Here is a 20,388-nt window from a genome sequence, read left to right on the forward strand (position 1 = left end):
CCTGAGTAGTTCGCACCACCTCCGGCGACCTGCAGTTGAAGCGACGCCAGCCGCCTGGGCCCACCCCCGCAAGCGGGCTCGCAGACCGTGCCCGTCGGCGCTCTTGGCGAGGGCAGTTCCCCGAGGCCGCGCATTGCAGACGGGGCGACGTCCCAGGTTCCGACACCCGTATCGCCACGCAAGACGAGTTCAGAGAAGGTGCTGCCGCTCAGGAGGGTTCGTCGTCCTCGTGGGCCTTGCCGAGCTCGACGGAGCGGTCGCGAGCCGCCTCGATGGCGTCGATGAGCGCCGCGCGCACGCCGTGCTTCTCCAGCTCGCGGATGCCCGCGATGGTCGTACCCGCCGGCGAGGTGACCGCCTCGCGCAGCATCACCGGGTGGCCGCCGCCCTCGCGGAGCATCGCCGCCGCCCCGACCGCGGACTGGACGATCAGGTCCGCGGCGGTGGCCCGCGGGATGCCCAGCAGGATGCCCGCGTCGATCATGGCCTCGACCAGGTAGAAGAAGTACGCCGGGCCCGAGCCGGACAGCGCGGTCACCGCGTCCTGCTGGCTCTCCGGCACCCGCACGACCACGCCGACGCTGTCGAGCAGCTCCTCGACCAGCGCCAAGTCCGCGTCCGAGGCGTGCGCCCCGCCGGAGATCGCGCTCATCGCCTCGCCGACCAGCATCGGGGTGTTCGGCATGACCCGGACCACCGCGGTGCCTTCGGGCAGCCGGCGCTCGAACAGCTTCGTCGGCAGACCCGCGCACAGCGACACCACGAGCTTGCCGCTGGGCAGGTTGGGCGCCATTTCGTCCAGCAGCGGCTCGATGTCCTGCGGCTTGACGGCGACGACGATGACGTCCGCGCTCTGCACCGCATCGGCCACGTCGGCGTGCGTGATGCCGTAGGTCTTGGTCAGCTCCGCGGCACGCGTCGGGAACCGCTCGGTGAACAGCAGGTCCGACGGGGCGCGCCCCGCCTTCAGCAGCCCCGACAGCAGGGACTCACCGATCTTTCCGGCTCCGAGTACGGCGATCGTCGTCATGCTGCTCAGGGTGCCAGACCACGCAGCGCATGCGGCACGAACCGCCAGTGCACGCTGCGCGACGAGCCCTGCCGAAAAGTCGTTTTCAGCAGCTACTGTTTCTGCCACCAGAGCGCCGCCGCAGCCGAGCGATCTTTCGCGCCTGAGTGACCAGCCTGAAGGAGCCCTGATCATGTTCAGCACGATGCAGGACAGCCCCCTCTCGATCGCCCGGATCCTCGAGCAGGGCAGCGGACCGCACGGCGCGTCCGCCGAGGTCGTGACCTGGACCGGCGACGGGGCGCGACGCAGCAGCTACGCGGAGGTCGGCCGCCGGACCGCGCGGCTGGCGCACGCGCTGCGCGGCCTCGGTGTCACCGGCGACCAGCGGGTCGGCACGTTCATGTGGAACAACGCCGAACACCTGGAGGCGTACTTCGCGGTGCCGACCATGGGCGCGGTGCTGCACACCCTGAACATCCGGCTGTTCCCCGAGCAGCTGATCTACGTCGCGAACCACGCCGAGGACCACGTCGTGCTCGTCGACTCGACGCTGCTGCCGCTGTTCCAGAAGCTGCTGCCGGAGCTGAAGACGGTGCGGCACGTGATCGTCGTGGGCGGCGACACGGCCGCGCTGGAGGCACCGGCCGGGGTGGCGGTGCACGGCTACGAGGAGCTGCTGGCCGGGCAGCCGGACGAGTTCGACTGGCCGGAGCTCGATGAACGCTCGGCAGCCGCCATGTGCTACACCTCCGGCACCACCGCCAACCCGAAGGGCGTCGTCTACTCGCACCGGTCGATCTACCTGCACTCGATGCAGGTGTGCATGACCGACGGCATGGCCCTCTCGCAGTCGGACCGGTCGCTTGCCGTCGTGCCGATGTTCCACGCGATGTCGTGGGGTCTGCCGTATGCGGCGTTCATGGTCGGCGCGACGATGATCATGCCGGACCGGTTCTTGCAGCCGGACCCGCTGCTGAAGATGATCGCCGCGGAGCGCCCGACGATGGCCGCAGCCGTGCCGACGATCTGGCAGGGCGTGCTGCAACACCTGGAGTCCGACCCGCACGACGTGTCCTCCCTGCGAGAGGTCGTGGTCGGCGGGGCGGCGTGCCCGCCGTCGCTGATGAAGGCGTTCCATGAGAAGTACGACATCGTCGTGCTGCACGCGTGGGGCATGACCGAGACGTCGCCGCTGGGCAGCGTGGCCCGACCGCCGGTGGACGCCACCGAGGAACACCGCTGGACCTACCGCGCAAGCCAGGGGCGGCTGCCGACCGGGGTGCAAGGCCGGCTGGTCGGCGACGACGGTGCGGTGCTGCCGCGCGACGGCGAGAGCGTCGGTGAGCTGGAGGTTCGCGGGCCCTGGATCGCCGGGGCGTACTACGGCGACGACGACCCGGAGAAGTTCCGCGACGGCTGGCTGCGCACCGGCGACGTCGGGTACATCACGCCCGACGGGTTCCTGCAGCTGACCGACCGGGCAAAGGACGTGATCAAGTCCGGCGGCGAGTGGATCTCGTCGGTCGATCTGGAGAACAAGGTGATGGGGCACCCGGCGGTTGCCGAGGCGGTGGTCATCGGCGTGCCGGACGAGAAGTGGTCGGAGCGACCGCTGGTGGCCGTGGTGCTGCGCGACGGCCACCAGGTCGACGCGGCCGAGCTGCGCGACTTCCTCGCCGGCGAGGTCGCGCGGTGGCAGCTGCCGGAATACTGGACGTTCATCCCGGAGGCGCCGAAGACGAGTGTCGGCAAGTTCGACAAGAAGCGCCTCCGCAAGCAGCACGCCGACGGCCAGCTCGACGTCACCAACCTCACCTGAATGCGCCCCGCGATTTCAATTGAGCTTTTCCAACCGCTTCTTGCGTTGCGGAACGAGTGGCGGAACGAGTCGCGGAACCTCAGCGGCCTTCTCGACTCCGGGCCCCCGGACTTGTGTATGACCAGCTCCATGGAAATCAGATGTCCAATTTCCATTGAATTTGCGGGAGTTGTCCACAGCCTCCGGCGTGTCGTCGCCCGACACGCCGGAGGTCCGCAAGTTCCATTGAAATCGAATGTCCAATTTCAATGGAAATTGCGGGGATCAGGGGGCGATGGCGAGTTGGCGGGCCTGGCAGATCAGGCGGCCCACCGAGTCGACCACCGTGATGTCCTCGTCGAACCACTGGCCGTGCACCGCGCGGCAGTCCACCATCAGCCGCAGCCAGCCGTTCGCCGGGTGCGCCCGCAGCAGGGCGGTGAGCTGCACCGTCGGCGCCCAGCCGAACCGGCCGAGGTTGAGCGTCACCGGCACCGTCAGGTCCCCGGCGACCAGCCCGAACAGCAGGTCCGGCTGCGCCTCGCGGGGCTTGACCCACAGCCGCAGCCGCGGCTCGCCGGTGCCGCCGTTGAGGAAGTCCGCGGTGTTCGCGTCCAGCCGCATGTCGCAGACCCGCGAAAGCGCGAAGAACTTCCGGGCCTCCGTCGCAGCGAGGTCGATCGCGGTCGACGGCGGATTCACCGGCATGTCCGGCAGATCCGACCACTCCGGCTCCGTCTCGGGCACCTTGCCGAGGGTGGCCGTGGCGTCCACGCAGACCCGGCCGCTCTGCTCCAGCAGCGCGCGGGCCGACGTCACCGTCTTGCCCACCTTGAGCACCTCGGTCCGGACCAGCACCGGGCCGACCCGGGGCGGGCGCAGGAACTGCGCGCTGACCGACAACGGCGCCAGCCCGGTCGTGTCGCCGAGGGCGCGGGCCAGCAGCGCGAGCAGGTAACCGCCGTGCGGGCGTTCTCCGACGGCCCACTCCGGATGCAGGCTGGCGACGAAGGTGCCGTCGCCGAGCGGGCGCACCGAAGTGGCCGCCGCGAAGGGATCCAGGACCTCGGTCACGTGCGGTCCAGCGGACGGAAGCGCTCGGCAGCCGATGCGCGCAACGGGTTCATGGTCACCGATTCTAGTGACCTTCGGCGAAGTTGATCACTAGGCATCGGTTAGCCGGTCCGACCACCGGAAAGCGTGCGCGGGGAACGGGAATCCGACGGCCGTGAGCACTTTCGGGTGCTACCGCGCCGAAAAGCGCTCACGGGCCCGAGACCTCAGGTCGCGTGGAGCGGCTCCAGGTGGAGCCGGGCGAACAGCAGGGCCTCGGACAGCAACGCCGCGCGCTGCAGGGGATTCCGCGCCTTGCGGGTATTGATCTCCAGGACGACCGCGCCGCTGTACCCGTCGGCGGCCAGCGCCTCGCACACCTCCGCGCACGGCTGATTGCCCTGCCCTGGCACCAGGTGCTCGTCCCGCGGCGCTCCGGTCCCGTCCGCCAGGTGCACGTGCGCCAGGCCGTCCTTCATCCGCTTCAGCAGGTCGATGGCGTCCACGTGCGCGGCGGCTGCGTGCGACAGGTCGAGCGTGTAGTTGCGGTAGCCGACCTCCGTCGGGTCCGGCGAAGGCTTGAACGCCGACAACCCGCTGCTCTTGCCGCCGCGCAGCCGGTTCAAGGTGCTCGGCGGGCGGAGCGGGAACATATTCTCCACCGCGACCGCGATCCCGCTGGTCTCCTCCAGCTCCGCGACCAGCTCGCCGAACCGCTCGGCGTAGCGCTTCTGCCAGCGGAACGGCGGGTGCACGACGACCGTCGACGCGCCCAGTTCGCTGGCCACCACCACGGCCCGACGCAACCGCTCCTCCGGCTCCGGCGACCAAACCCGCTGCGTGATCAGCAGGCACGGCGCGTGGATCGCCAGGATCGGCACGCCGTGCCGCTCGGAAAGCCGATGCAGCGCCGAGACGTCCTGGCTGACCGCGTCCGCCCAGACCATCACCTCGACACCGTCGAAGCCGAGGTCCGCGGCCATCTCGAACGCCGCCCTCGCCGGCTGCGGCCACACCGACGCGGTGGACAACCCGACCGGGATCCGGCCGGGAACGTCCTCGCGCGGTGGCGGTTGCACTGTCATCGCCTGCCAAGCATGACCGACGGTGGGTGAGTGGTGGCGCGCTGGTGGCTCACGAGTGGCTGAACAGCAGCAGTGCCGCTGGGGACACCGTGCAGAACAAGCCGACCAGCACCGCCAGCAGGATCGTCTGCAGATCGTGGGTGCGCAGGAACTTCCACGCGATGAACACCAGCAGACCGGTGATCACCAGCGCGGCGCCCAGCGCGGCCAGCGCGTTCGTACCCCACAACCAGCGGAAGCCGACCCAGACCAGCCCGCCGCCGACCAGGCCCGCGACGCCCTGCAGGACCAGCGTGCCCCACACCTTGCCGGCGGAGGCGGGCTCTTCCTCTTCCTCGCTGTAGTCGTCCGCGTCGAGGCCGGCGGGCAGCTCGGGGTCGTAGTCCTCGTCCTCGACGAACTCGGCCTCGGGCTCGGGCTCGTCGTAGGAATCGAAGTCGTACGGGTCCTCCAGCTCGGCCTGCTGGTCCTCCGGCTGCGGCTGCGCTTGGACCTGCTGCGGCTGCGGGTAGGCCAGCACAGCCGTGCCTTCCGCGTCGGGCTCGGCCGGGACCGGAACCCGCGGGAGCTGCTCCGTGACGCCCTCCGGCGGGGTGGGCTTCGGCGGAGCCGCAGGTGGAGCCGCAGAAGCGGGCGGCACCGGAGGCGGCACGTCCTGCTGCGGTGCCGGGCGTCGCAGGGCGGGCTGCTGGATCGTCACCTCGGCGTCGCCTTCCGGCGGGACCGCGGAGGTCGGCGGGGCCGGTGTCTTGCCCTTGCCCTTGCCTTTGCCCGCGCCAGCGAACCGCTGTGCCCAGTAGCTCGCGCCGGAGGACTCCTGCGCGACTGCCGGTTCGGCGGGCGCGGGTTCCGGAGCGGGTGGCGCAGCAGGCGGCGCCGATTGTGGTGCTTGTGCGGTCGGCGGCTGAGCGTCCGGAGGCTGAGCGTCCGGAGGCTGCGGTGCTGGAGGTTCCGGTGCTGGAGGTTGCGGACCCGGCGTGTTCGGCGCGCCTGGACGGTGGCTGCGGCGCTGCGGCGGCTCGCCGTCCGGCGGCACGGCGCGCAGCTGACCGCTGTCCGACAGCACCCGGTCGATGATCGCCTGCGGTGCGGTTTCTGTCGGATCCTCGGCGCGCCGACGCCGACGCCGGGAACTCTTCTGCGAGCTGCCGCCGTATTCGGCCAGCAGCTCCGCAACGGTGCGCTGGGTGGGCTGATCGGCCCCACTGTCCCGACTCATCGCTCCCACCGTGCCCCGTGCCGCGTCTGGCGTCCAGTTCCGTTCGCGGACCCCGCCTCCGCGAGCCCGAGCGTTTCGCGGGCCTGAATGGCAGTGTGACCGTCTCCATTGGTGTGGTCCAGTCGCCGCAGGATCACACCCTCCCGCAACGCCCAGGGGCAGATGTCCAGCTCCTTCAGCTCCAGCGCCCGCATGGCGGCCTCAGCCACCAGCGCGCCGCCCACCAGCTGGTGCGCCCGCGCGCCGCTCACCCCATCGAGCGCGGCCAGATCGGAGGACGACATCCGGGTGATGAACGCCAGCAGCTGCCGCAGGCCGGTTTCGGTGAGGGTCCGCGGCATCCGCGGTCCCGCGGAAGCCGGCGCCGCGCCGGTCAGCCTGGCCAGCGACCGGAACGTCTTGGAACTGGCCACCGCGCGGTCCGGGCGCCCCAGTTTGCGGAACCGCTTCGCAGTGGGCGCCAGTTGCCCCTGCAGCCATTCGCGCAGCTTCTTCACCTCGTCCTGCTTCGGCGGGTCGTGCAGCATCGTGCGGGCCAGCCGACCGGCCCCCAGCGGGAGCGACACCGCCAGGTCGGGCTGCTCGTCGATGCCGACCGCCATCTCCAGCGAACCGCCTCCGATGTCGAGCATCAGCAGGTTGCCCGCCGACCAGCCGTACCACCGGCGGGCCGCCAGGAACGTGAACCGGGCCTCGTCCTCGCCGGGCAGCACCTCAAGCTCGATGCCGGTCTCGGCGCGCACCCGAGCCAGCACCTCGGCGGCGTTGTCCGCATCGCGGATCGCCGACGTCGCGAACGCCATCAGCTCCTCGCAACCGGCTGCTATCGCCGCCTCCTGCGCGTCGGCGACGGTGCGGATGAGCTCCACAGCGTCCTCCTCCGCGAGCCGACCGCCGTGCGAACCGATCCGCTCGGCCAGCCGCAGCACAGTCTTCTCCGATGTCATCGGGGTCGGATGGGCACCACGATGCGCGTCCACCACCAGCAGGTGGACCGTGTTGGATCCGACGTCGAGCACCCCTAGGCGCATGCCCGACAAATTACCGGCTGCGCACGTGGCCGGGGGCGAGGTGGGCAACAAACGGCCTACTCGACGTCCCCGCGCACGCCGCAGACCTGGCCGACCACGGCAGTAGTGCGTCACGTCACGCGGCCAACCTCACCTCCTCGAACTGTCGAACCCTTCTGTCACTCTGCGTGCACGTCGACCGGCGGCGGAATTCCGGTCGGCGCGGAAACCAATCTCCGTGCCGATCTGGCGGCGGGAACCTGAGTCGGGTGCGGAACGCTTGCGGTGGCGTTCGAGATCGGTTGGTTCACGGCATCAAGATTGCCCATTCCGCCCGAATCCACACATTGGCCGATCAGCTCGCCGACATCGGCCGATCGGTTGATCATCAGCGCTCCACACTCGGCCGAACGTCCGGCGGTACGGGAGTCGGCGCGCGCAGAAGCTGCCTGACCAGCACCTCGAGGCACAGAAGAGCCCCCAGGGGCGTCCCTGGGGGCTCGTTCCGACTGCGCGATGTCCTCGCCGCTGTCGGCTCGGCTATCCCTCGAACTTGTAGCCGAGGCCGCGGACCGTGATCAGGTAGCGCGGGTCCGCCGGATCGGGCTCGACCTTCGAGCGCAGCCGCTTGACGTGCACGTCCAGCGTCTTGGTGTCGCCGACGTAGTCCGCGCCCCACACCCGGTCGATGAGCTGCCCGCGGGTCAGCACCCGGCCGACATTGCGCAGCAGGTACTCCAGCAGGTCGAACTCCTTGAGCGGGAGGTTGACGTCGACACCGTCGACGGTCACCACGTGGCGCTCCACGTCCATCCGCACCGGCCCAGCCGCCAGCACCTGTGGCTGCAGCTCCTCCGCCTCGCCGCGGCGGCGCAACACCGCGCGCACCCGCGCGATCAGCTCCCGCGCCGAGTACGGCTTCGTGACGTAGTCGTCAGCGCCGAGCTCCAGGCCCACGACCTTGTCGATCTCGCTGTCCCGGGCAGTCACCATGATCACCGGCACCGACGAGCGCTGGCGGAGCTGCTTGCACACATCGGTGCCGCTCATACCGGGCAGCATCAGGTCGAGCAGCACGATGTCCGCGCCGTTGCGGTCGAATTCGTCCAACGCCTCCGGCCCGTTCGCGGCGACTGCCGCCGTGAAGCCCTCCTTGCGCAGCAGGAAAGCAAGCGGGTCGGCGAAGGACTCCTCGTCCTCCACGATCAGCACCCTGGTCACCGGACTCCTCCCGTTTCGACGGTTGCGACCCCGTCCGCACTTTCAGTCCCGGAGCGGGCGGCACTGCCCGCCGCGCGGTCCGCTGATGTCACCGGCTCTGCTGTGGCCGGATGGCCGTCGGTCGTGCCGTGCCTGGGCACGCGAAGTGTGAAGGTGGAGCCCGTACCGGTGCGACTCCACAGCTTGACCTCGCCGCCGTGGTTCGCGGCGACGTGCTTGACGATGGCCAGGCCCAGCCCGGTGCCACCGGTGGCGCGAGACCTCGCCGGATCCACCCGGAAGAACCGCTCGAACACCCGCTCGTGGTACTCGGGTTCGATCCCGATGCCCCGGTCGGTGACCGCGATCTCCACGAAGTCGCCGGACAGCCGACGGCTGATCGACACCGGGCTGCCCGGCGGCGAGTACGACGCAGCGTTGTTGATCAGGTTGCTCAGCGCGGTCACCAGCAGGGTCCGATCACCGTCCAGCAGGTAGCCGGTGGGCTCGTCAACGGCGATCTCGATCCCGGCCGACTCGGCGGCCAGTCGGCAACGGCCCAGCGCCTCCTCGACCACGGCGTCGACGTCGACCGTGGTCAGCTCGGGCAGCCGCTCGGCGCCCTGCAGCCGGGACAGCGCGATCAGCTCGGAGACCAGCGTCCCGAGCCGGGTCGACTCGTGCAGGATCTTGGTAGAGAACCGCCGCACCTCGCCGGCGTCGTCGGCGGCGTCCAGCACCGCCTCGGCGAGCAGCGCGAGCGCCCCGACCGGGGTCTTCAGCTCGTGGCTGACGTTCGCGACGAAGTCGCGGCGGGTGGCCTCCAGGCGCACCGAATCGGACTCGTCGGCGGCGTCGACGACGGCGAAGCCGTCGCCGAGCGGGCGTACCTCGCCGAGCACCGCGGCCGGACCGCGACCGCGCAGCGCAGTGCCTGCTCGGTTAAGCGGGGAAAGGTCGACGGGCACCGACTCACCGGCCAGCAGGGCCCGTTCGGCGGCCTTGCGGGCACGGGGGTCGGCCTGGTGGTCGCGGATGAGCCCGAGTTCGTCGGCCCGCGGGTTGTGCAGCACGACGTCGCCGAACTTGTTGAGCACGACCACCCCACTGTCGCTGGTGTGCACCAGCCGCTGGAGCAGTTCGGCGACGGTCGGGCCTTCGGGCCTGGCGCGACGCCGGGATTCCCGAGCTGCGACGAAGCCGCCGACCGCGCCCAGTACGAGCGCGCCGATGATCAGGGCGGTACAGCCCAATGCGGTCACGTCAGCATCGTAAGCAAGCCGGGGTGGGGAAAGGCCAGTCTACGAGGGCATTCAGTGATACCCGCGACACGAAAAGGGGGCTTCTTCACCTCTGCTTCACCCCCTGCTGGGAGCCAGTTCACGTACCGCCCGGTCGACCGTCGCGCTCCGTTCGCCACCCCGGCGAATTCTCGCCACCCGTCACCCATCTAGGTGCGGAAAGAAGGGCACCCGCGATCCGGTTGATCGGTCGCGGGTGCTCCTCATCGCAGAACCGCTCGGGTCAGCGGCCCTGGTTGGCGACGGCTGCCGCGGCGGTGGCGGCGGCCTCCGGGTCGAGGTAGGTGCCGCCCGGGTTGGTGGGCTTCAAGTCGGTGTCGAGGTCGTAGCGCAGCGGGATGCCGGTGGGGATGTTCAGGCCCGCGATGTCGTTGTCGGAGATGCCGTCCAGGTGCTTGACCAGGGCGCGCAGCGAGTTGCCGTGCGCGGCGACCAGCACCGTCCGGCCGGTCCGCAGGTCCGGCACGATCGCCGACTCCCAGTACGGCAGCAGCCGGGCCACCACATCCTTCAGGCACTCGGTGCGCGGGAGGCCTGCGCCGAGGTCGGCGTAGCGCGGGTCGGCGTCCTGGCTGAACTCGCTGCCAAGCTCGATCTCCGGCGGCGGCGTGTCGTAGGAGCGGCGCCAGAGCATGAACTGCTCCTCGCCGTAGGCCTCCAGGGTCTGCTTCTTGTTCTTGCCCTGCAGCGCGCCGTAGTGGCGCTCGTTGAGTCGCCAGTCGCGGCGGACCGGGATCCAGTGCCGGTCCGCGACGTCGAGGGCTATGTTCGCCGTCGAGATGGCTCGCCGCAGCAGCGAGGTGTGCAGCACGTCCGGCAGCACCCCGCTCTCGCGCAGCAGCACACCGCCGCGCTTCGCCTCGGTCTCGCCCTTCTCCGACAGCGGGACGTCCACCCAGCCGGTGAACAGGTTCTCGGCGTTCCACGTGCTCTCACCGTGCCGCAGCAGCACCAGGGTCGCAGTCATAACCCCAGGCTATATAAGCCCTGTTTCCAGACTTGTCCTGCGTGGCCGCCGCCTCAGTCCAGGACGGCGTCGAGGGTGATCGTGATCCCGGTGAGGGCCGCCGAGACCGGGCAGATCTCCTTGGCCTTCAGGGCCGCCTGGTGGAACACATCCGCGTCAATGCTCGGTACCTTCGCCCGCACGGTGAGCGCGATCCCGGTGATGGCGAAGCCTTCGCCGCGCGGACCGAAGCCGACCTCGGCGCTGGTATCGATCCGCTCCGGCGGAGTGCCTGCCGCGGTGAGCAGACCGGACAACTGCATCGAGTAGCAGGCCGAGTGGGCCGCGGCTATCAGCTCCTCGGGGCTGGTGCGCCCGTCGGGGTCCTCGGCGCGGGACGCCCAGGTGACCGGGAACTCGCCGACGTTGGACGAGTCGAGGGTGACGGTGCCGGAACCGTTCTTGAGGTCTCCGGTCCACTGCGTGGTGGCGTTGCGATCGGTCATCTCGCCGCTCCTCATCGGGTGCGCGGAGGCCGCTCCCCTCCGCCGCGTACACCCTCCCGCAGCGCGCAGCGACCCGCAGTTTTCGTTGTGCGCTTCACCCGACAGTTATGTGATCACCGCAGGTCCGTGACACGAAAGTGGCGACAATCACCCACGTTCACGAAACGAAGGCCTTTCGACTCCTATGCGTTACTTTTCGCTGAAAACATCACACGAATGGAGGAATGCGGCGGTCTTGTGGCCGCTGCCGGACTCTGCGAAGTTGTCAACGCTCTCCTTGATCGGCTCCCACGCACTCCCCGATCTCGCGAGAGCGTCCGCGCGGCTCACATCCCCCAAAGAGCCGCGCCCCGCCGGGCCCAGGGTGTCCCCCGCCCACCGGCCCGCAGCGGGACCCCCACGCGGGGCGGCTCGTGCTCGTGACTCCCCCTCTCTCCCGAGCCGCCCCGCGCGGTCCCTCTTTTTAGGCCAGGACCCGTGAGTGGTTTTTGGGGCTATCGCGCCGAGAAACGCGCACGGGACTTACCGGCTCTGGTCAGATGCTGGGCCCGCGGAGGCCCTTTCGGCGGCGGCGCAGGAGCCAGGCCGCCGTTCCCGGTACCGCGAGCACGGCGGCGAACGGCAGGACCGCTCCGAAGGCCGTCAGCAGGAACGCTCCGATCGACGACAAGGTCCGCCAGCCGCCGAAGAGTCCCGCCACGAAGCCCGTGTCGTCGGCGGCGACCGCGTTCGGGCGCTCCAGCCGCACCGTGACCGTGGCCAGCTCGACCTGGCCGGAAAGGGCCGCCGCGCGCCGTTCGAGGGAGTCCAGTTCGGTTTCCCGCGAGGTCAGCTCGCTCTCGATCGACACGATCTCGTCGACCGTCGCCGCGCGGTCCATCAGTACGCGCAGCCGCTGCACGCTCGTGCGCTGCGAATCGATCCGGCTCCGGGTGTCGACGAGCTGGTCGGTGACGTCCTGGGTCTGCTGGCTGCGCGCCGTGACCCGCCCCAGTCCGGATAGCTCGCCCAGCACCTGGTCCAGCCGCTCCGCCGGAACCCGCACCGTCATCGTCGTGCCCGACCGGTAGGCGTCCTCCTGCTGCAGGCGGAGAGCGATCTTCCGGTTGCACCGAGGGCGACGAAGCCGGTCAGCTCATGCGGATCAGCGGCGATGCCTGGCCCTACGGCCGGTCGTGGAGGGGCTGGACCGGGCCGTCGCGTGCCACCAGATGCCGGAACGGCTGGAGGTTCGCCAGAGACTCGCCGCGCGACTCGCGCCAGCCCCACTCGCGCCGGATGGCGGTGGCGAAGCCGAGCTCCAGCAGGGTGTTGAAGTCTCCGTCGGCGGCCTCCAAGACCTGGCCGAGCACCCTGTCGAGCTCGTCGGTGGTCACCGCGTGCAGGCCGATCCGGCCCACCAGGTAGATGTCGCCGTTGCCGTCGATCGTGTAGTGCACGCCGTAGAGCCGGGCGTTGCGGCGAAGCAGGAACCGGTACACGTCCTCGTGAGCGTCGTCCGGCTGCCTGCACACGAACGCCTCGACGACCAGGGCGTGCTCGGCGACGATGAGCCAGCAGTTGGTCTGCAGCTTCTTGCTGCCGGGCAGGGTCACGAAGAACCGCCCCGCACCCTTCGAGGCGTACTCCAGCCCGCTGGCGTCCAATGTGGACTTTATTATCCCATCGACGCTCACGCCGTCACCTCCCGGATGCGCGACTGCGCGTGGAAGGCCATCTTCGCCTGCGCGTAGGTGTCGAGCAGCGACTCGGTGGTGCGTTCCCACGAGAACCGCGCGGCGTGCGCGGGGGCGTTCGCCGTCAGCCGGGCGCGGAGCTTCGGCGCCAGCACCAGCGAGCCGAGGGCCTCCGCCCACTGCCCGGTGCCGTGCCCGTCCACCAGCAGCCCGGAAACCCCGTCGTCGACCGCGACCGGCAGGCCGCCGACGGCGGCCGCCACCACCGGCGTGCCGCAGGCCTGCGCCTCCAGCGCGACCATCCCGAAGGACTCGTTGTGGCTCGGCACCGCCACGACGTCGGCCGCCCGGTACACGTCGGCCAGCGCGACACCGTTGCGCGGCGGGAGGAACCGCACCACGTCGGTTATGCCCAGCTGCACCGCGAGCTCCTGCAGCGCCCGAGGGCGCTCCAGCCCGCTGCCGGACGGCCCGCCGACCACCAGCACCACCAGGCGATCGCGGATCTCCGGGTGCCGCGCGAGCAGTTCCGCCGTGGCCCGCAGCAGCACGTCCGGGGCCTTCAGCGGCTGGATGCGGCCGACGAAGGCGAGCACCATGGCGTCCGGCGGCAGGTCCAGCCCGGCCCGGACGGCCTGGCGGTCGCCGGGGGTGAAGCATCCGAGGTCGACGCCGGGCGGGATCGTCACGACCTCGTCCGGATCGGCGCCATAGCGGGTGATCAGGTCGGCTGCCTCGAACTCGGTGTTCGCCACCAGCACGTCCGCCTCGGCGACCACCTGCTCCTCGCCGAGCACCCGGACCCGCGGCTCAGGGCTGTCGCCCGCAGCGAGGTTGGCGTTCTTGACCTTGGCGAGAGTGTGCGCGGTGTGCACCAGCGGGACGCCCCAGCGCTCCCGAGCCAGCCAGCCGACCTGCCCGGACAGCCAGTAGTGCGAGTGCACGATGTCGTAGTAGCCGGGTTCGTGGCGGGCTTCCACGCGCAGCGCACCGGCGGCGAAGGCGCACAGCTGCGACGGCAGGTCGTTCTTGTCGAGCCCTTCGAACGGGCCGGCGACCACGTTCCGGACCAGGACCCCGGGGGCAAGCTCCGCGATCGGCGGGATGTCTGAGGAGGTCGCCCTGGTGAAGATCTCGACCTCGGTACCCGCATCGGCCAGCCGCTTGGCGGTCTGCGCGATGTAGACGTTCATGCCCCCGGCGTCGCCGGTGCCCGGCTGCTCCAGCGGGGAGGTGTGCAACGAGAAGACGGCGGCGCGGCGTGGCCGCATGCGTAACGTTCTGGAGGTCATCTGCTGCCCATCGCAAGCCGGTCGGCCCGAAGTTTTCGGACGCACGTCAACCCCGACACCCGCCGTGGCGGAAACATTCCCGCCACGGTGCCGAAACCACGACATTCGCGGGCGGTGGTGGTCACACCGCTCACGACCCCGTCCGGGCCGACGCTCGACGCTACCGCCCTGGGGCCGCCAAACCGCACGGCCCGTCGGCCCCGGGTGGCGCTACTCACACCGCCGTCGACCGGCCCGTGAGCGTTTCTGGGGGCTATCGCACCCACAAACGCTCACGGGCACCCACCTGCTGAAACCTCGCGTCAGAGCGCCGACTTCTTGGTCCACTGGTCCCAGCTGAGGAGCCAGTCGTAGACGTCGAACTGCGGCGGCATCGAACTGGCCGAACCCGTCACCTCGATCGGGTCGCCGATCAGCGCGCTGTCGTAGTACGCCTTCGCATCCGCCGCGCTGAGGTTGATGCAGCCATGCGAGTTGTTGACCTTGCCGAGCGCGGCCGCGTTCTCCTGGTTCTCGTGGATGAACTCGCCGTGGTTCGAGAAGCGAGCCGCCCAGGTCTTGCGCACGTCGTGGTACCCGTACCGGGGGTTGTCCATGATCTCCACCGGGTTCTTCTGCATGACCATGAAGATGCCGTTGGGGGTGTTCCGGCCCGGGTCGTACTCCTCGCCGTAGCTCGCCGCGTAATTGGCCACCTGCTGGCCGTTCCGGATCACGACCAGCCGGTGGGTGCCCACGGCGGCCTTCACGATCTGCGACCGGCCGATGTCGAAGTCGGTGCTCAGGTCCGCCAGCCCGTACGCGCCGTCGCCGTAGGACTGGCCGTAGAGCTTGGCGTTCACGCTGACGTGGGTGTGCGCCGGCCAGTACTCCTTCGGCCGCCAGTCGACCTGCCGGTCCGACAGCCACGCCCAGGAGCCCTCCACCGGCACCGAGGTCTGCACAGTCAGCGCGCGCTGGATCGCCGCCTTGTCCTTGACCGGCTCGTCGAACTTCACGCTGATCGGCATCGCGATGCCGACCTCGGCGTTGTCCGTCGGGTTGATCGTGGCGCGGATCGTCTTCTTCGGCTGCAGCGTGCTGAACTGGCCCTGCACCGGCACCTGCTGGCCGTCCTCGCCGATGGCCTGGCCCGACCAGGAGTAGCTCTTGCCGTAGCCGAGCGACTCGGTGGCCTGCCAGGTCCTGCCGTCCTTGGACAGCTCGCCGGCGACCTGCTTGCCGTCGGCGTTGGTCAACGCGATGGAGTCGAACTTGCCGCGGTCCACGGTGACCTTGATCGGCGCCGTCGGGTTGACCTCGCCCGCACCGGCGCCCGGTTCGAAGGTCACCTTGGCTACCGGGTCCGCGGGTTCCTGATCCTGCGGCGCGGGCGAACCGCAGCCCGAAATCAGCAGCAGTGCAGCCAAAGCCCCCGCCAGCGCAGCCCACAGCGACCGCAGCTTGGAACCACTCACCTTCTGACCCCGATCCCTTCTGAAATTGCCGCACGCCCGTCCGTTTGCCCCGAACGCAAGGACGGTCGTCGAAAAATGACCCCTCGTACCCAGAGACGCTCGAGGGGCGGAAAAGATGTCCTGATCCCCCAGTGTGTCGTGTCACATCGTGGGGCGAACGAGAGCCCCCGCCGAACCGCCGTCCACGTGCGCCGGCCGGACGTGGTCGGATGGGAGCGGGCAATCGGCCGTTTCCAGGAGGAAGAAGACGTGAGCACAAACTCTGCAGTTCGCTGGGCCGTGGTCACCGGGGCGAGCTCCGGCATCGGCGCGGCCACCGCGCGCCAACTCGCCGCCGCCGGTTTCCGCGTGGTGCTGGGCGCCCGGCGGCTCGACCGGCTGACCGAGCTGGCCGAGGAGATCGGCGGCACCGCGCTGCCACTGGACATCACCGACCCGGACTCGGTGGCGGCGTTTGTCGCACAGGTGCCGGAATGCCACGTGCTGATCAACAACGCCGGCGGCGCGAAGGGCCTGGCCAAGATCGCCGCCGCCGACGAGGACGACTGGCGCTGGATGTGGGAGACCAACGTGCTCGGCACGCTGCGGGTCACCAAGGCGCTGCTGCCCAAGCTGATCGCCTCCGGCGACGGGCACGTGGTGACGGTGACCTCGGTGGCCGCCTCGCAGGTCTACGACAACGGCGCGGGCTACACCTCGGCCAAGCACGCCCAGGGTGCGCTGCACCGCACGCTCCGCGGCGAGCACCTGGGCGAGCCGGTTCGGTTCACCGAGGTCGCGCCGGGTGCGGTGGAGACGGAGTTCTCCGAGGTGCGCTTCGGCGGCGACAAGGAGCGCGCGGCGACGGTCTACCAAGGCATCACGCCGCTGACCGCCGACGACATCGCGGACATCATCACCTTCGTGGTGACCCGCCCATCGCACGTCAACCTGGACTACATCGAGGTCAAGCCCCGCGACCAGCACTCGGCGACCCGAATGCACCGCCACGAGTGACCCACCAGACCGTCCGCAATTTCAAATTTTCAAATGGAAATCGAAGGGGCGGGTTCAAGGGTTCGTTGCAACTCCGGTCTTCGGTTCTAGGGGTTGTCGCAACACCCGGACTTCGGGGTTGTGATGGGTTTCGAGATCCGTCGAATCCGCCCGACTTGGCAGGTCGAAGGTGCCCTTCACCCGTTCCAGTCTCAGACGCGGATGCGTTGGTATTCGGTGCAGAGTTCCACGTCGAGCTCCGCCAGCACATCGGCGATCGGGCTGGCGAAACCGAACGCGCCATCCCGGCTGCCCGCCACGTGCAGGCCGATGATCCGACCGCCCGGATCGATCACCGCTGCCCCGGCGTCCCCCGGACCGCAGAACCGCAGGTCCGCGGCGGTGATGCGGATCTGCTCCCGCAGCACCCGGACGCCCAGGGCTTCGCCGTGGTCAAGTCGCACGGTCGCATCGACCGAGGTGATGATGCCGACCGTCACGCCGGTGCCGAAGCCGTTCTTGCGGACCCGCTCGCCCGGGTAGGCCGTGGCGTGCCCGGTGACCGGCCCGATGCCGTCGACCACGCACGACGTCTCCGAACCGGGCGCGATGGCGACCGCGGCCGCGTCGACCCGGCCGGACAGCGCCGCCCGCGCCAGCTCGGTGTGCATCCAGCCGCCCTCCGGGTCGGCCATCCGGTCGCCCACCGCCCAGGCGTCGTCCAGACAACCCACGTCGAAGGTGGTCAGCCCCATCGGCACCACCGTCGGCGAGGTGCCGGTGACGATCGCCCCGAGCGTGCCGATCCGGCGGTACTCGCCGGCGTTCGACACCGCGGGCGGCGACAGGTGGACGGCGCGGCACGGCACGATCCCGCTGCCGCCACGCACCACCCCGGCGCGCTCGCTGCGCGGCTGGCACGACGCCAGCGGCTTGTCACGGGCGCAGTGGATGTGCTGCAGGACCGGCTGCTCCTCGATGACGTCCGTCGGGATGCCGAAGATGTCACTCGGGACGCAGGTGCCCGCGCCCAGCTGCTCGCGCGGAATCTTGCGGATCACCGACACCACGATGACCTGCTGACCGGTGGGCTCTCCTGCGCGGTGCTGCACACCGATGTCCACGGCAGTCACCCCGGGCAGGTCCAGGAGCTGGTCCTCGACCGCCCGCTTGATCGGACGTATGACCGCCCGGTCTCTAAGCTCCCTGATGCTCAGCATGGTGGCCCCCTCCACCTACACCATTTAACACTCAGGGTTACGCATCAGTCACGAAGAGTCACTCTTACGGCCGTTCGGCTCTTCGGCTGCTACAGCGAACAGTCCACCAACACAGGCTCGGGTGCCAGCGAAACGCCGAAGGCCACGCGTACTCCGTCCCGAACTTCACGCGCAAGAAGTAGCAGGTCGCGGGTCGTCGCGGCGCCGCGGTTGGTCAGCGCGAGGGTGTGCTTGGTTGACAACCTCACCCGACCGACGGGGCCCGGATGCCCCTTGGCGAACCCAGCCCGCTCGATCAACCACGCCGCGGACAGCTTGGTCCGGCCGTCGTCCCCCGGGTACTGCGGAATCCGCTGGTCGGGACCGACCTTGGCGACGATGCGGGCCAGCACCTCGGGCAGCTCGTCGGCGCCGACGATCGGGTTCGTGAAGAACGAGCCGGCGCTCCAGGTGTCGTGGTCGGCCGGGTCGAGCACCATGCCCTTGCCGCGCCGCAGCGCCAGGACCGCTTCGCGGGCGCTGGCCACGTCGACCTGCCAGCCGGGTTCAGCGTCGAGCGCACGTGCGAGCTCGGCGTAGCGGATCGGGGCCGACCGGCCGCCGTCGCGCAGCAGGAACCGCGCGCGCAGCACGACCGCGACGTCGCTGTGCTTGAGCACGCTGTTCCGGTAGGTCAGCCCGAGCTCGCTGGCCGGGACCGTGCGCACGCGTCCGGTACTGCGGTCCAGCAGGTCGACCGAGACCAGCAGCTCGGAAACCTCGACGCCGTAGGCGCCGACGTTCTGCACCGGCGTCGCCCCGGTCAGGCCGGGGATGCCGGACAGGCATTCGAGCCCGCCCAGTCCCTGGCGGACCGTGTCGGCCACGACCTCGTCCCAGTCCTCGCCAGCCTCCGCGGTGAGCTGCACCAGCCCGTCGCCGACGCCGTCGTACTGGCGTCCCTTGGTCGCGATCCGCACCACGTGCCCGGCGAAACCCTCGTCCGCCACCACGACGTTCGAACCTCCACCGAGTACCAGCAGCCGCTGCCCGGCCGAATCGGCGGCCCGCACCGCGGCGGTCAGCTCTTCGGGGCGGCGGGCGATCATCAGTTCCGTCGCCGGGCCGCCCAGCCGCAGCGTGGTGTAGTCGGCCAGCGGCAGGTCACCACCGCGTTCACCGGCGTGCGCGCCCGACAACAGAGTGTCGTCGCGCACTTCTTCGGCACCGGACGTGGAGGGGTTCACGGTTGCCAACGGTAACCTCCGCTGCATGGCACGCCGCATCGAGCACCGGAGCACCTCCGAGTGGCCCGCCGCCCGGGTGTACGAGGCGCTGATCGACATCGATTACCTCACCGACCGGCTGGCGGAGATCGGCGGCTCGAACGCGGCGCTGCTCCAGCACGTCACCACCGAGGACGGCGCCCGGTTCCAGGTGCGCCAGGGGGCGCACGCCGACGCGTTGCCGTCGGTGGCCCGCACCGTCGTCGGCGATGATCTGAAGATCGACCGCAGCGAGTCGTGGCGGCGACGGGAGGACGGGAGCTACACCGGCGAGATCGCCGCCGAGATCGCCGGAGCGCCCTGCTCGATCACCGGCTCGATGTGGCTGCGCGACCTGGCCGAACCGGCAGGGTCGGCAGTCAGCGAGTTCGTGGTGTCCGGCAGCGTCCGGGTCAACGTGCCGTTCCTGGGCGGCAAGCTGGAAGACCTGATCGTCGACCAGGTGCAGAAGTTGCTGTCCGACGAGGAGAACTTCACCACCGATTGGCTGGCCCGCCGGGGATGAATTCGGTCCCGAAGAAGCGGGCGCCCCGGCTCGCGGCCGGTCGGGCCCGCGCCTTGGGCATGCCCACCCGGGGTACCACCAACCCGAACCGGCTGCGGCGCATCGACCGGTGGATCGCCGGCACCCCGTGGGTCGCTCGCGCGCTGCGCGACGCCGCCGAGCCGGTCGTCATCGACCTCGGCTACGGCGCCAGCCCGGTGACCACCGTGGAACTGGCAGCACGGCTCAGGGCGCTGCGCCCGGACGCGCGGGTGGTGGGGCTGGAGATCGACCCGGACCGGGTCGCGGCCGGCAAGCTCGTCGCGGACCCGCCTGCGCTGGAGTTCCGCCGCGGCGGGTTCGAGCTGGCCGGGCTGGCCGCCGGGGTACGCGACTTCCCCGGACCCGCGCTGGTGCGGGCGCTGAACGTGCTGCGCCAGTACACCGAGCCCGAGGCGTGGAAGGCGTGGGACGAGCTGTGCTCCCGGCTCGCGCCGGACGGGTTGCTGGTGGAGGGCACCTGCGACGAGATCGGGCGGCGCTGCTGCTGGGTGACGTTGGACCGGGGCGGGCCGCGGACCCTGACGCTCGCCTGCCGGCCGGCCGACATCGAACGGCCTTCGGACCTCGCCGAGCGGCTGCCCAAGACCTTGATCCACCGCAACGTGCCGGGCGAGAAGGTGCACGCGATGCTGGGCGAGCTAGACATGTGCTGGGCGAAGGCGGCCCCGATGGCACCGTTCGGGCCGCGCACCCGGTGGGCGCACGCCGCGCAGTTGTTCGCGGAGCTGGGCTGGCCGGTGCTGGACCGGCGGCGGCGGTGGCGGTGGGGGGAACTCACCGTCGACTGGGCCGCGATCGCGCCCTGAAAATTCTCGTCCGATCACGC

The 20,388-nt window shown here is 70.3% G+C and carries 19 protein-coding genes; 4 read left to right on the forward strand and 15 right to left on the reverse strand.

The window, feature by feature from the left end; all coding sequences use genetic code 11:
• Positions 1 to 208: 208 nt before the first annotated feature.
• On the reverse strand, positions 209 to 1,030 hold the full coding sequence (gene proC / locus ACRXBZ_RS17140; protein ID WP_433879941.1) for a pyrroline-5-carboxylate reductase: 822 nt from the start codon (positions 1,028 to 1,030) through the stop codon (positions 209 to 211).
• Positions 1,031 to 1,202: 172 nt separating this feature from the next.
• Between proC and ACRXBZ_RS17145 the strand changes: the two genes are divergently transcribed.
• Positions 1,203 to 2,831: a long-chain fatty acid--CoA ligase gene (locus ACRXBZ_RS17145; RefSeq protein WP_433879942.1), complete on the forward strand. Its 1,629-nt coding sequence runs from the start codon at positions 1,203 to 1,205 to the stop codon at positions 2,829 to 2,831.
• A gap of 264 nt (positions 2,832 to 3,095) precedes the next feature.
• Here ACRXBZ_RS17145 and ACRXBZ_RS17150 read toward each other — a convergent pair whose 3' ends face one another.
• The 12 genes from ACRXBZ_RS17150 to ACRXBZ_RS17205 all read right to left on the reverse strand — a co-directional run bounded on the left by ACRXBZ_RS17150 (position 3,096) and on the right by ACRXBZ_RS17205 (position 15,555).
• A complete protein-coding gene (locus tag ACRXBZ_RS17150) occupies positions 3,096 to 3,884 on the reverse strand; it encodes an acyl-CoA thioesterase (RefSeq protein WP_433879943.1) in 789 nt (262 codons plus the stop codon).
• Between the two features lie 206 nt (positions 3,885 to 4,090).
• Positions 4,091 to 4,948, reverse strand: coding sequence for a sugar phosphate isomerase/epimerase family protein (locus tag ACRXBZ_RS17155; RefSeq protein WP_433879944.1), 858 nt, complete (start codon positions 4,946 to 4,948; stop codon positions 4,091 to 4,093).
• A gap of 49 nt (positions 4,949 to 4,997) precedes the next feature.
• Positions 4,998 to 6,167, reverse strand: coding sequence for an Rv0497 family membrane protein (locus ACRXBZ_RS17160; protein WP_433879945.1), 1,170 nt, complete (start codon positions 6,165 to 6,167; stop codon positions 4,998 to 5,000).
• Positions 6,164 to 7,198 carry a Ppx/GppA family phosphatase gene (locus ACRXBZ_RS17165; protein WP_168585611.1) on the reverse strand — a complete coding sequence of 345 codons (1,035 nt, stop codon included), beginning with the start codon at positions 7,196 to 7,198 and terminating at the stop codon, positions 6,164 to 6,166. The genes ACRXBZ_RS17160 and ACRXBZ_RS17165 overlap by 4 nt, the downstream gene beginning before the upstream one ends.
• A 519-nt stretch (positions 7,199 to 7,717) precedes the next feature.
• Positions 7,718 to 8,398 (reverse strand): response regulator transcription factor, encoded by a 681-nt coding sequence (locus ACRXBZ_RS17170; RefSeq protein WP_168585612.1) that lies wholly within the window; start codon positions 8,396 to 8,398, stop codon positions 7,718 to 7,720.
• On the reverse strand, positions 8,395 to 9,639 hold the full coding sequence (locus ACRXBZ_RS17175; protein WP_433879946.1) for a sensor histidine kinase: 1,245 nt from the start codon (positions 9,637 to 9,639) through the stop codon (positions 8,395 to 8,397). Before ACRXBZ_RS17175 ends, ACRXBZ_RS17170 begins: the two co-directional genes overlap by 4 nt.
• A 262-nt stretch (positions 9,640 to 9,901) precedes the next feature.
• Positions 9,902 to 10,645, reverse strand: coding sequence for a phosphoglyceromutase (locus ACRXBZ_RS17180; RefSeq protein WP_433879947.1), 744 nt, complete (start codon positions 10,643 to 10,645; stop codon positions 9,902 to 9,904).
• A gap of 53 nt (positions 10,646 to 10,698) precedes the next feature.
• Positions 10,699 to 11,130 carry an OsmC family protein gene (locus ACRXBZ_RS17185; RefSeq protein WP_433879948.1) on the reverse strand — a complete coding sequence of 144 codons (432 nt, stop codon included), beginning with the start codon at positions 11,128 to 11,130 and terminating at the stop codon, positions 10,699 to 10,701.
• Between the two features lie 535 nt (positions 11,131 to 11,665).
• Positions 11,666 to 12,229 (reverse strand): DUF4349 domain-containing protein, encoded by a 564-nt coding sequence (locus ACRXBZ_RS17190; RefSeq protein WP_433883904.1) that lies wholly within the window; start codon positions 12,227 to 12,229, stop codon positions 11,666 to 11,668.
• A gap of 64 nt (positions 12,230 to 12,293) precedes the next feature.
• Positions 12,294 to 12,806 carry a type III secretion system chaperone family protein gene (locus ACRXBZ_RS17195; RefSeq protein ID WP_433879949.1) on the reverse strand — a complete coding sequence of 171 codons (513 nt, stop codon included), beginning with the start codon at positions 12,804 to 12,806 and terminating at the stop codon, positions 12,294 to 12,296.
• Entirely contained in the window at positions 12,803 to 14,098 is a 1,296-nt protein-coding gene (gene mshA / locus ACRXBZ_RS17200) for a D-inositol-3-phosphate glycosyltransferase (protein ID WP_433879950.1), read from the reverse strand. Before mshA ends, ACRXBZ_RS17195 begins: the two co-directional genes overlap by 4 nt.
• 302 nt (positions 14,099 to 14,400) lie before the next feature.
• The gene (locus ACRXBZ_RS17205) at positions 14,401 to 15,555 is read right to left on the reverse strand and encodes a L,D-transpeptidase (RefSeq protein WP_433879951.1); all 1,155 of its coding nucleotides are present in this window, start codon (positions 15,553 to 15,555) and stop codon (positions 14,401 to 14,403) included.
• A gap of 249 nt (positions 15,556 to 15,804) precedes the next feature.
• On the opposite strand from ACRXBZ_RS17205, the gene ACRXBZ_RS17210 reads away from it, so the two are divergent.
• Positions 15,805 to 16,551, forward strand: a complete 747-nt coding sequence (locus tag ACRXBZ_RS17210; protein WP_433879952.1) for an SDR family NAD(P)-dependent oxidoreductase — start codon at positions 15,805 to 15,807, stop codon at positions 16,549 to 16,551.
• A gap of 191 nt (positions 16,552 to 16,742) precedes the next feature.
• On the opposite strand, the gene ACRXBZ_RS17215 is transcribed toward ACRXBZ_RS17210, so the two are convergent.
• Together ACRXBZ_RS17215 and ACRXBZ_RS17220 are read right to left on the reverse strand one after the other, a co-directional pair.
• The gene (locus ACRXBZ_RS17215) at positions 16,743 to 17,750 is read right to left on the reverse strand and encodes a chymotrypsin family serine protease (protein ID WP_433879953.1); all 1,008 of its coding nucleotides are present in this window, start codon (positions 17,748 to 17,750) and stop codon (positions 16,743 to 16,745) included.
• 89 nt (positions 17,751 to 17,839) lie between these two features.
• Positions 17,840 to 19,015 carry a UDP-N-acetylmuramate dehydrogenase gene (locus ACRXBZ_RS17220; protein WP_433879954.1) on the reverse strand — a complete coding sequence of 392 codons (1,176 nt, stop codon included), beginning with the start codon at positions 19,013 to 19,015 and terminating at the stop codon, positions 17,840 to 17,842.
• Here ACRXBZ_RS17220 and ACRXBZ_RS17225 point away from each other — a divergent pair.
• Together ACRXBZ_RS17225 and ACRXBZ_RS17230 are read left to right on the forward strand one after the other, a co-directional pair.
• Positions 19,002 to 19,520: a DUF2505 domain-containing protein gene (locus ACRXBZ_RS17225; protein WP_168585621.1), complete on the forward strand. Its 519-nt coding sequence runs from the start codon at positions 19,002 to 19,004 to the stop codon at positions 19,518 to 19,520. The two genes, ACRXBZ_RS17220 and ACRXBZ_RS17225, sit on opposite strands and share 14 nt — an antisense overlap.
• Entirely contained in the window at positions 19,517 to 20,368 is an 852-nt protein-coding gene (locus ACRXBZ_RS17230; protein ID WP_433879955.1) for an O-methyltransferase, read from the forward strand. Before ACRXBZ_RS17225 ends, ACRXBZ_RS17230 begins: the two co-directional genes overlap by 4 nt.
• Positions 20,369 to 20,388: the final 20 nt, after the last annotated feature.

It is taken from the genome of Saccharopolyspora hattusasensis, assembly GCF_050972075.1.
In the GTDB taxonomy this organism is placed as follows: domain Bacteria; phylum Actinomycetota; class Actinomycetes; order Mycobacteriales; family Pseudonocardiaceae; genus Saccharopolyspora; species Saccharopolyspora hattusasensis.

Excerpts from the sequence above, each read along its gene's own strand:
- proC (WP_433879941.1), bottom strand. The coding sequence starts at position 1,030 with ATGACGACGATCGCCGTACTCGGAGCCGGAAAGATCGGTGAGTCCCTG.
- ACRXBZ_RS17145 (WP_433879942.1), top strand. The coding sequence starts at position 1,203 with ATGTTCAGCACGATGCAGGACAGCCCCCTCTCGATCGCCCGGATCCTC.
- ACRXBZ_RS17155 (WP_433879944.1), bottom strand. The coding sequence starts at position 4,948 with ATGACAGTGCAACCGCCACCGCGCGAGGACGTTCCCGGCCGGATCCCG.
- ACRXBZ_RS17160 (WP_433879945.1), bottom strand. The coding sequence starts at position 6,167 with ATGAGTCGGGACAGTGGGGCCGATCAGCCCACCCAGCGCACCGTTGCG.
- ACRXBZ_RS17165 (WP_168585611.1), bottom strand. The coding sequence starts at position 7,198 with ATGCGCCTAGGGGTGCTCGACGTCGGATCCAACACGGTCCACCTGCTG.
- ACRXBZ_RS17180 (WP_433879947.1), bottom strand. The coding sequence starts at position 10,645 with ATGACTGCGACCCTGGTGCTGCTGCGGCACGGTGAGAGCACGTGGAAC.
- ACRXBZ_RS17185 (WP_433879948.1), bottom strand. The coding sequence starts at position 11,130 with ATGACCGATCGCAACGCCACCACGCAGTGGACCGGAGACCTCAAGAAC.
- mshA (WP_433879950.1), bottom strand. The coding sequence starts at position 14,098 with ATGACCTCCAGAACGTTACGCATGCGGCCACGCCGCGCCGCCGTCTTC.
- ACRXBZ_RS17215 (WP_433879953.1), bottom strand. The coding sequence starts at position 17,750 with ATGCTGAGCATCAGGGAGCTTAGAGACCGGGCGGTCATACGTCCGATC.
- ACRXBZ_RS17225 (WP_168585621.1), top strand. The coding sequence starts at position 19,002 with ATGGCACGCCGCATCGAGCACCGGAGCACCTCCGAGTGGCCCGCCGCC.
- ACRXBZ_RS17220 (WP_433879954.1), bottom strand. The coding sequence starts at position 19,015 with ATGCGGCGTGCCATGCAGCGGAGGTTACCGTTGGCAACCGTGAACCCC.
- ACRXBZ_RS17230 (WP_433879955.1), top strand. The coding sequence starts at position 19,517 with ATGAATTCGGTCCCGAAGAAGCGGGCGCCCCGGCTCGCGGCCGGTCGG.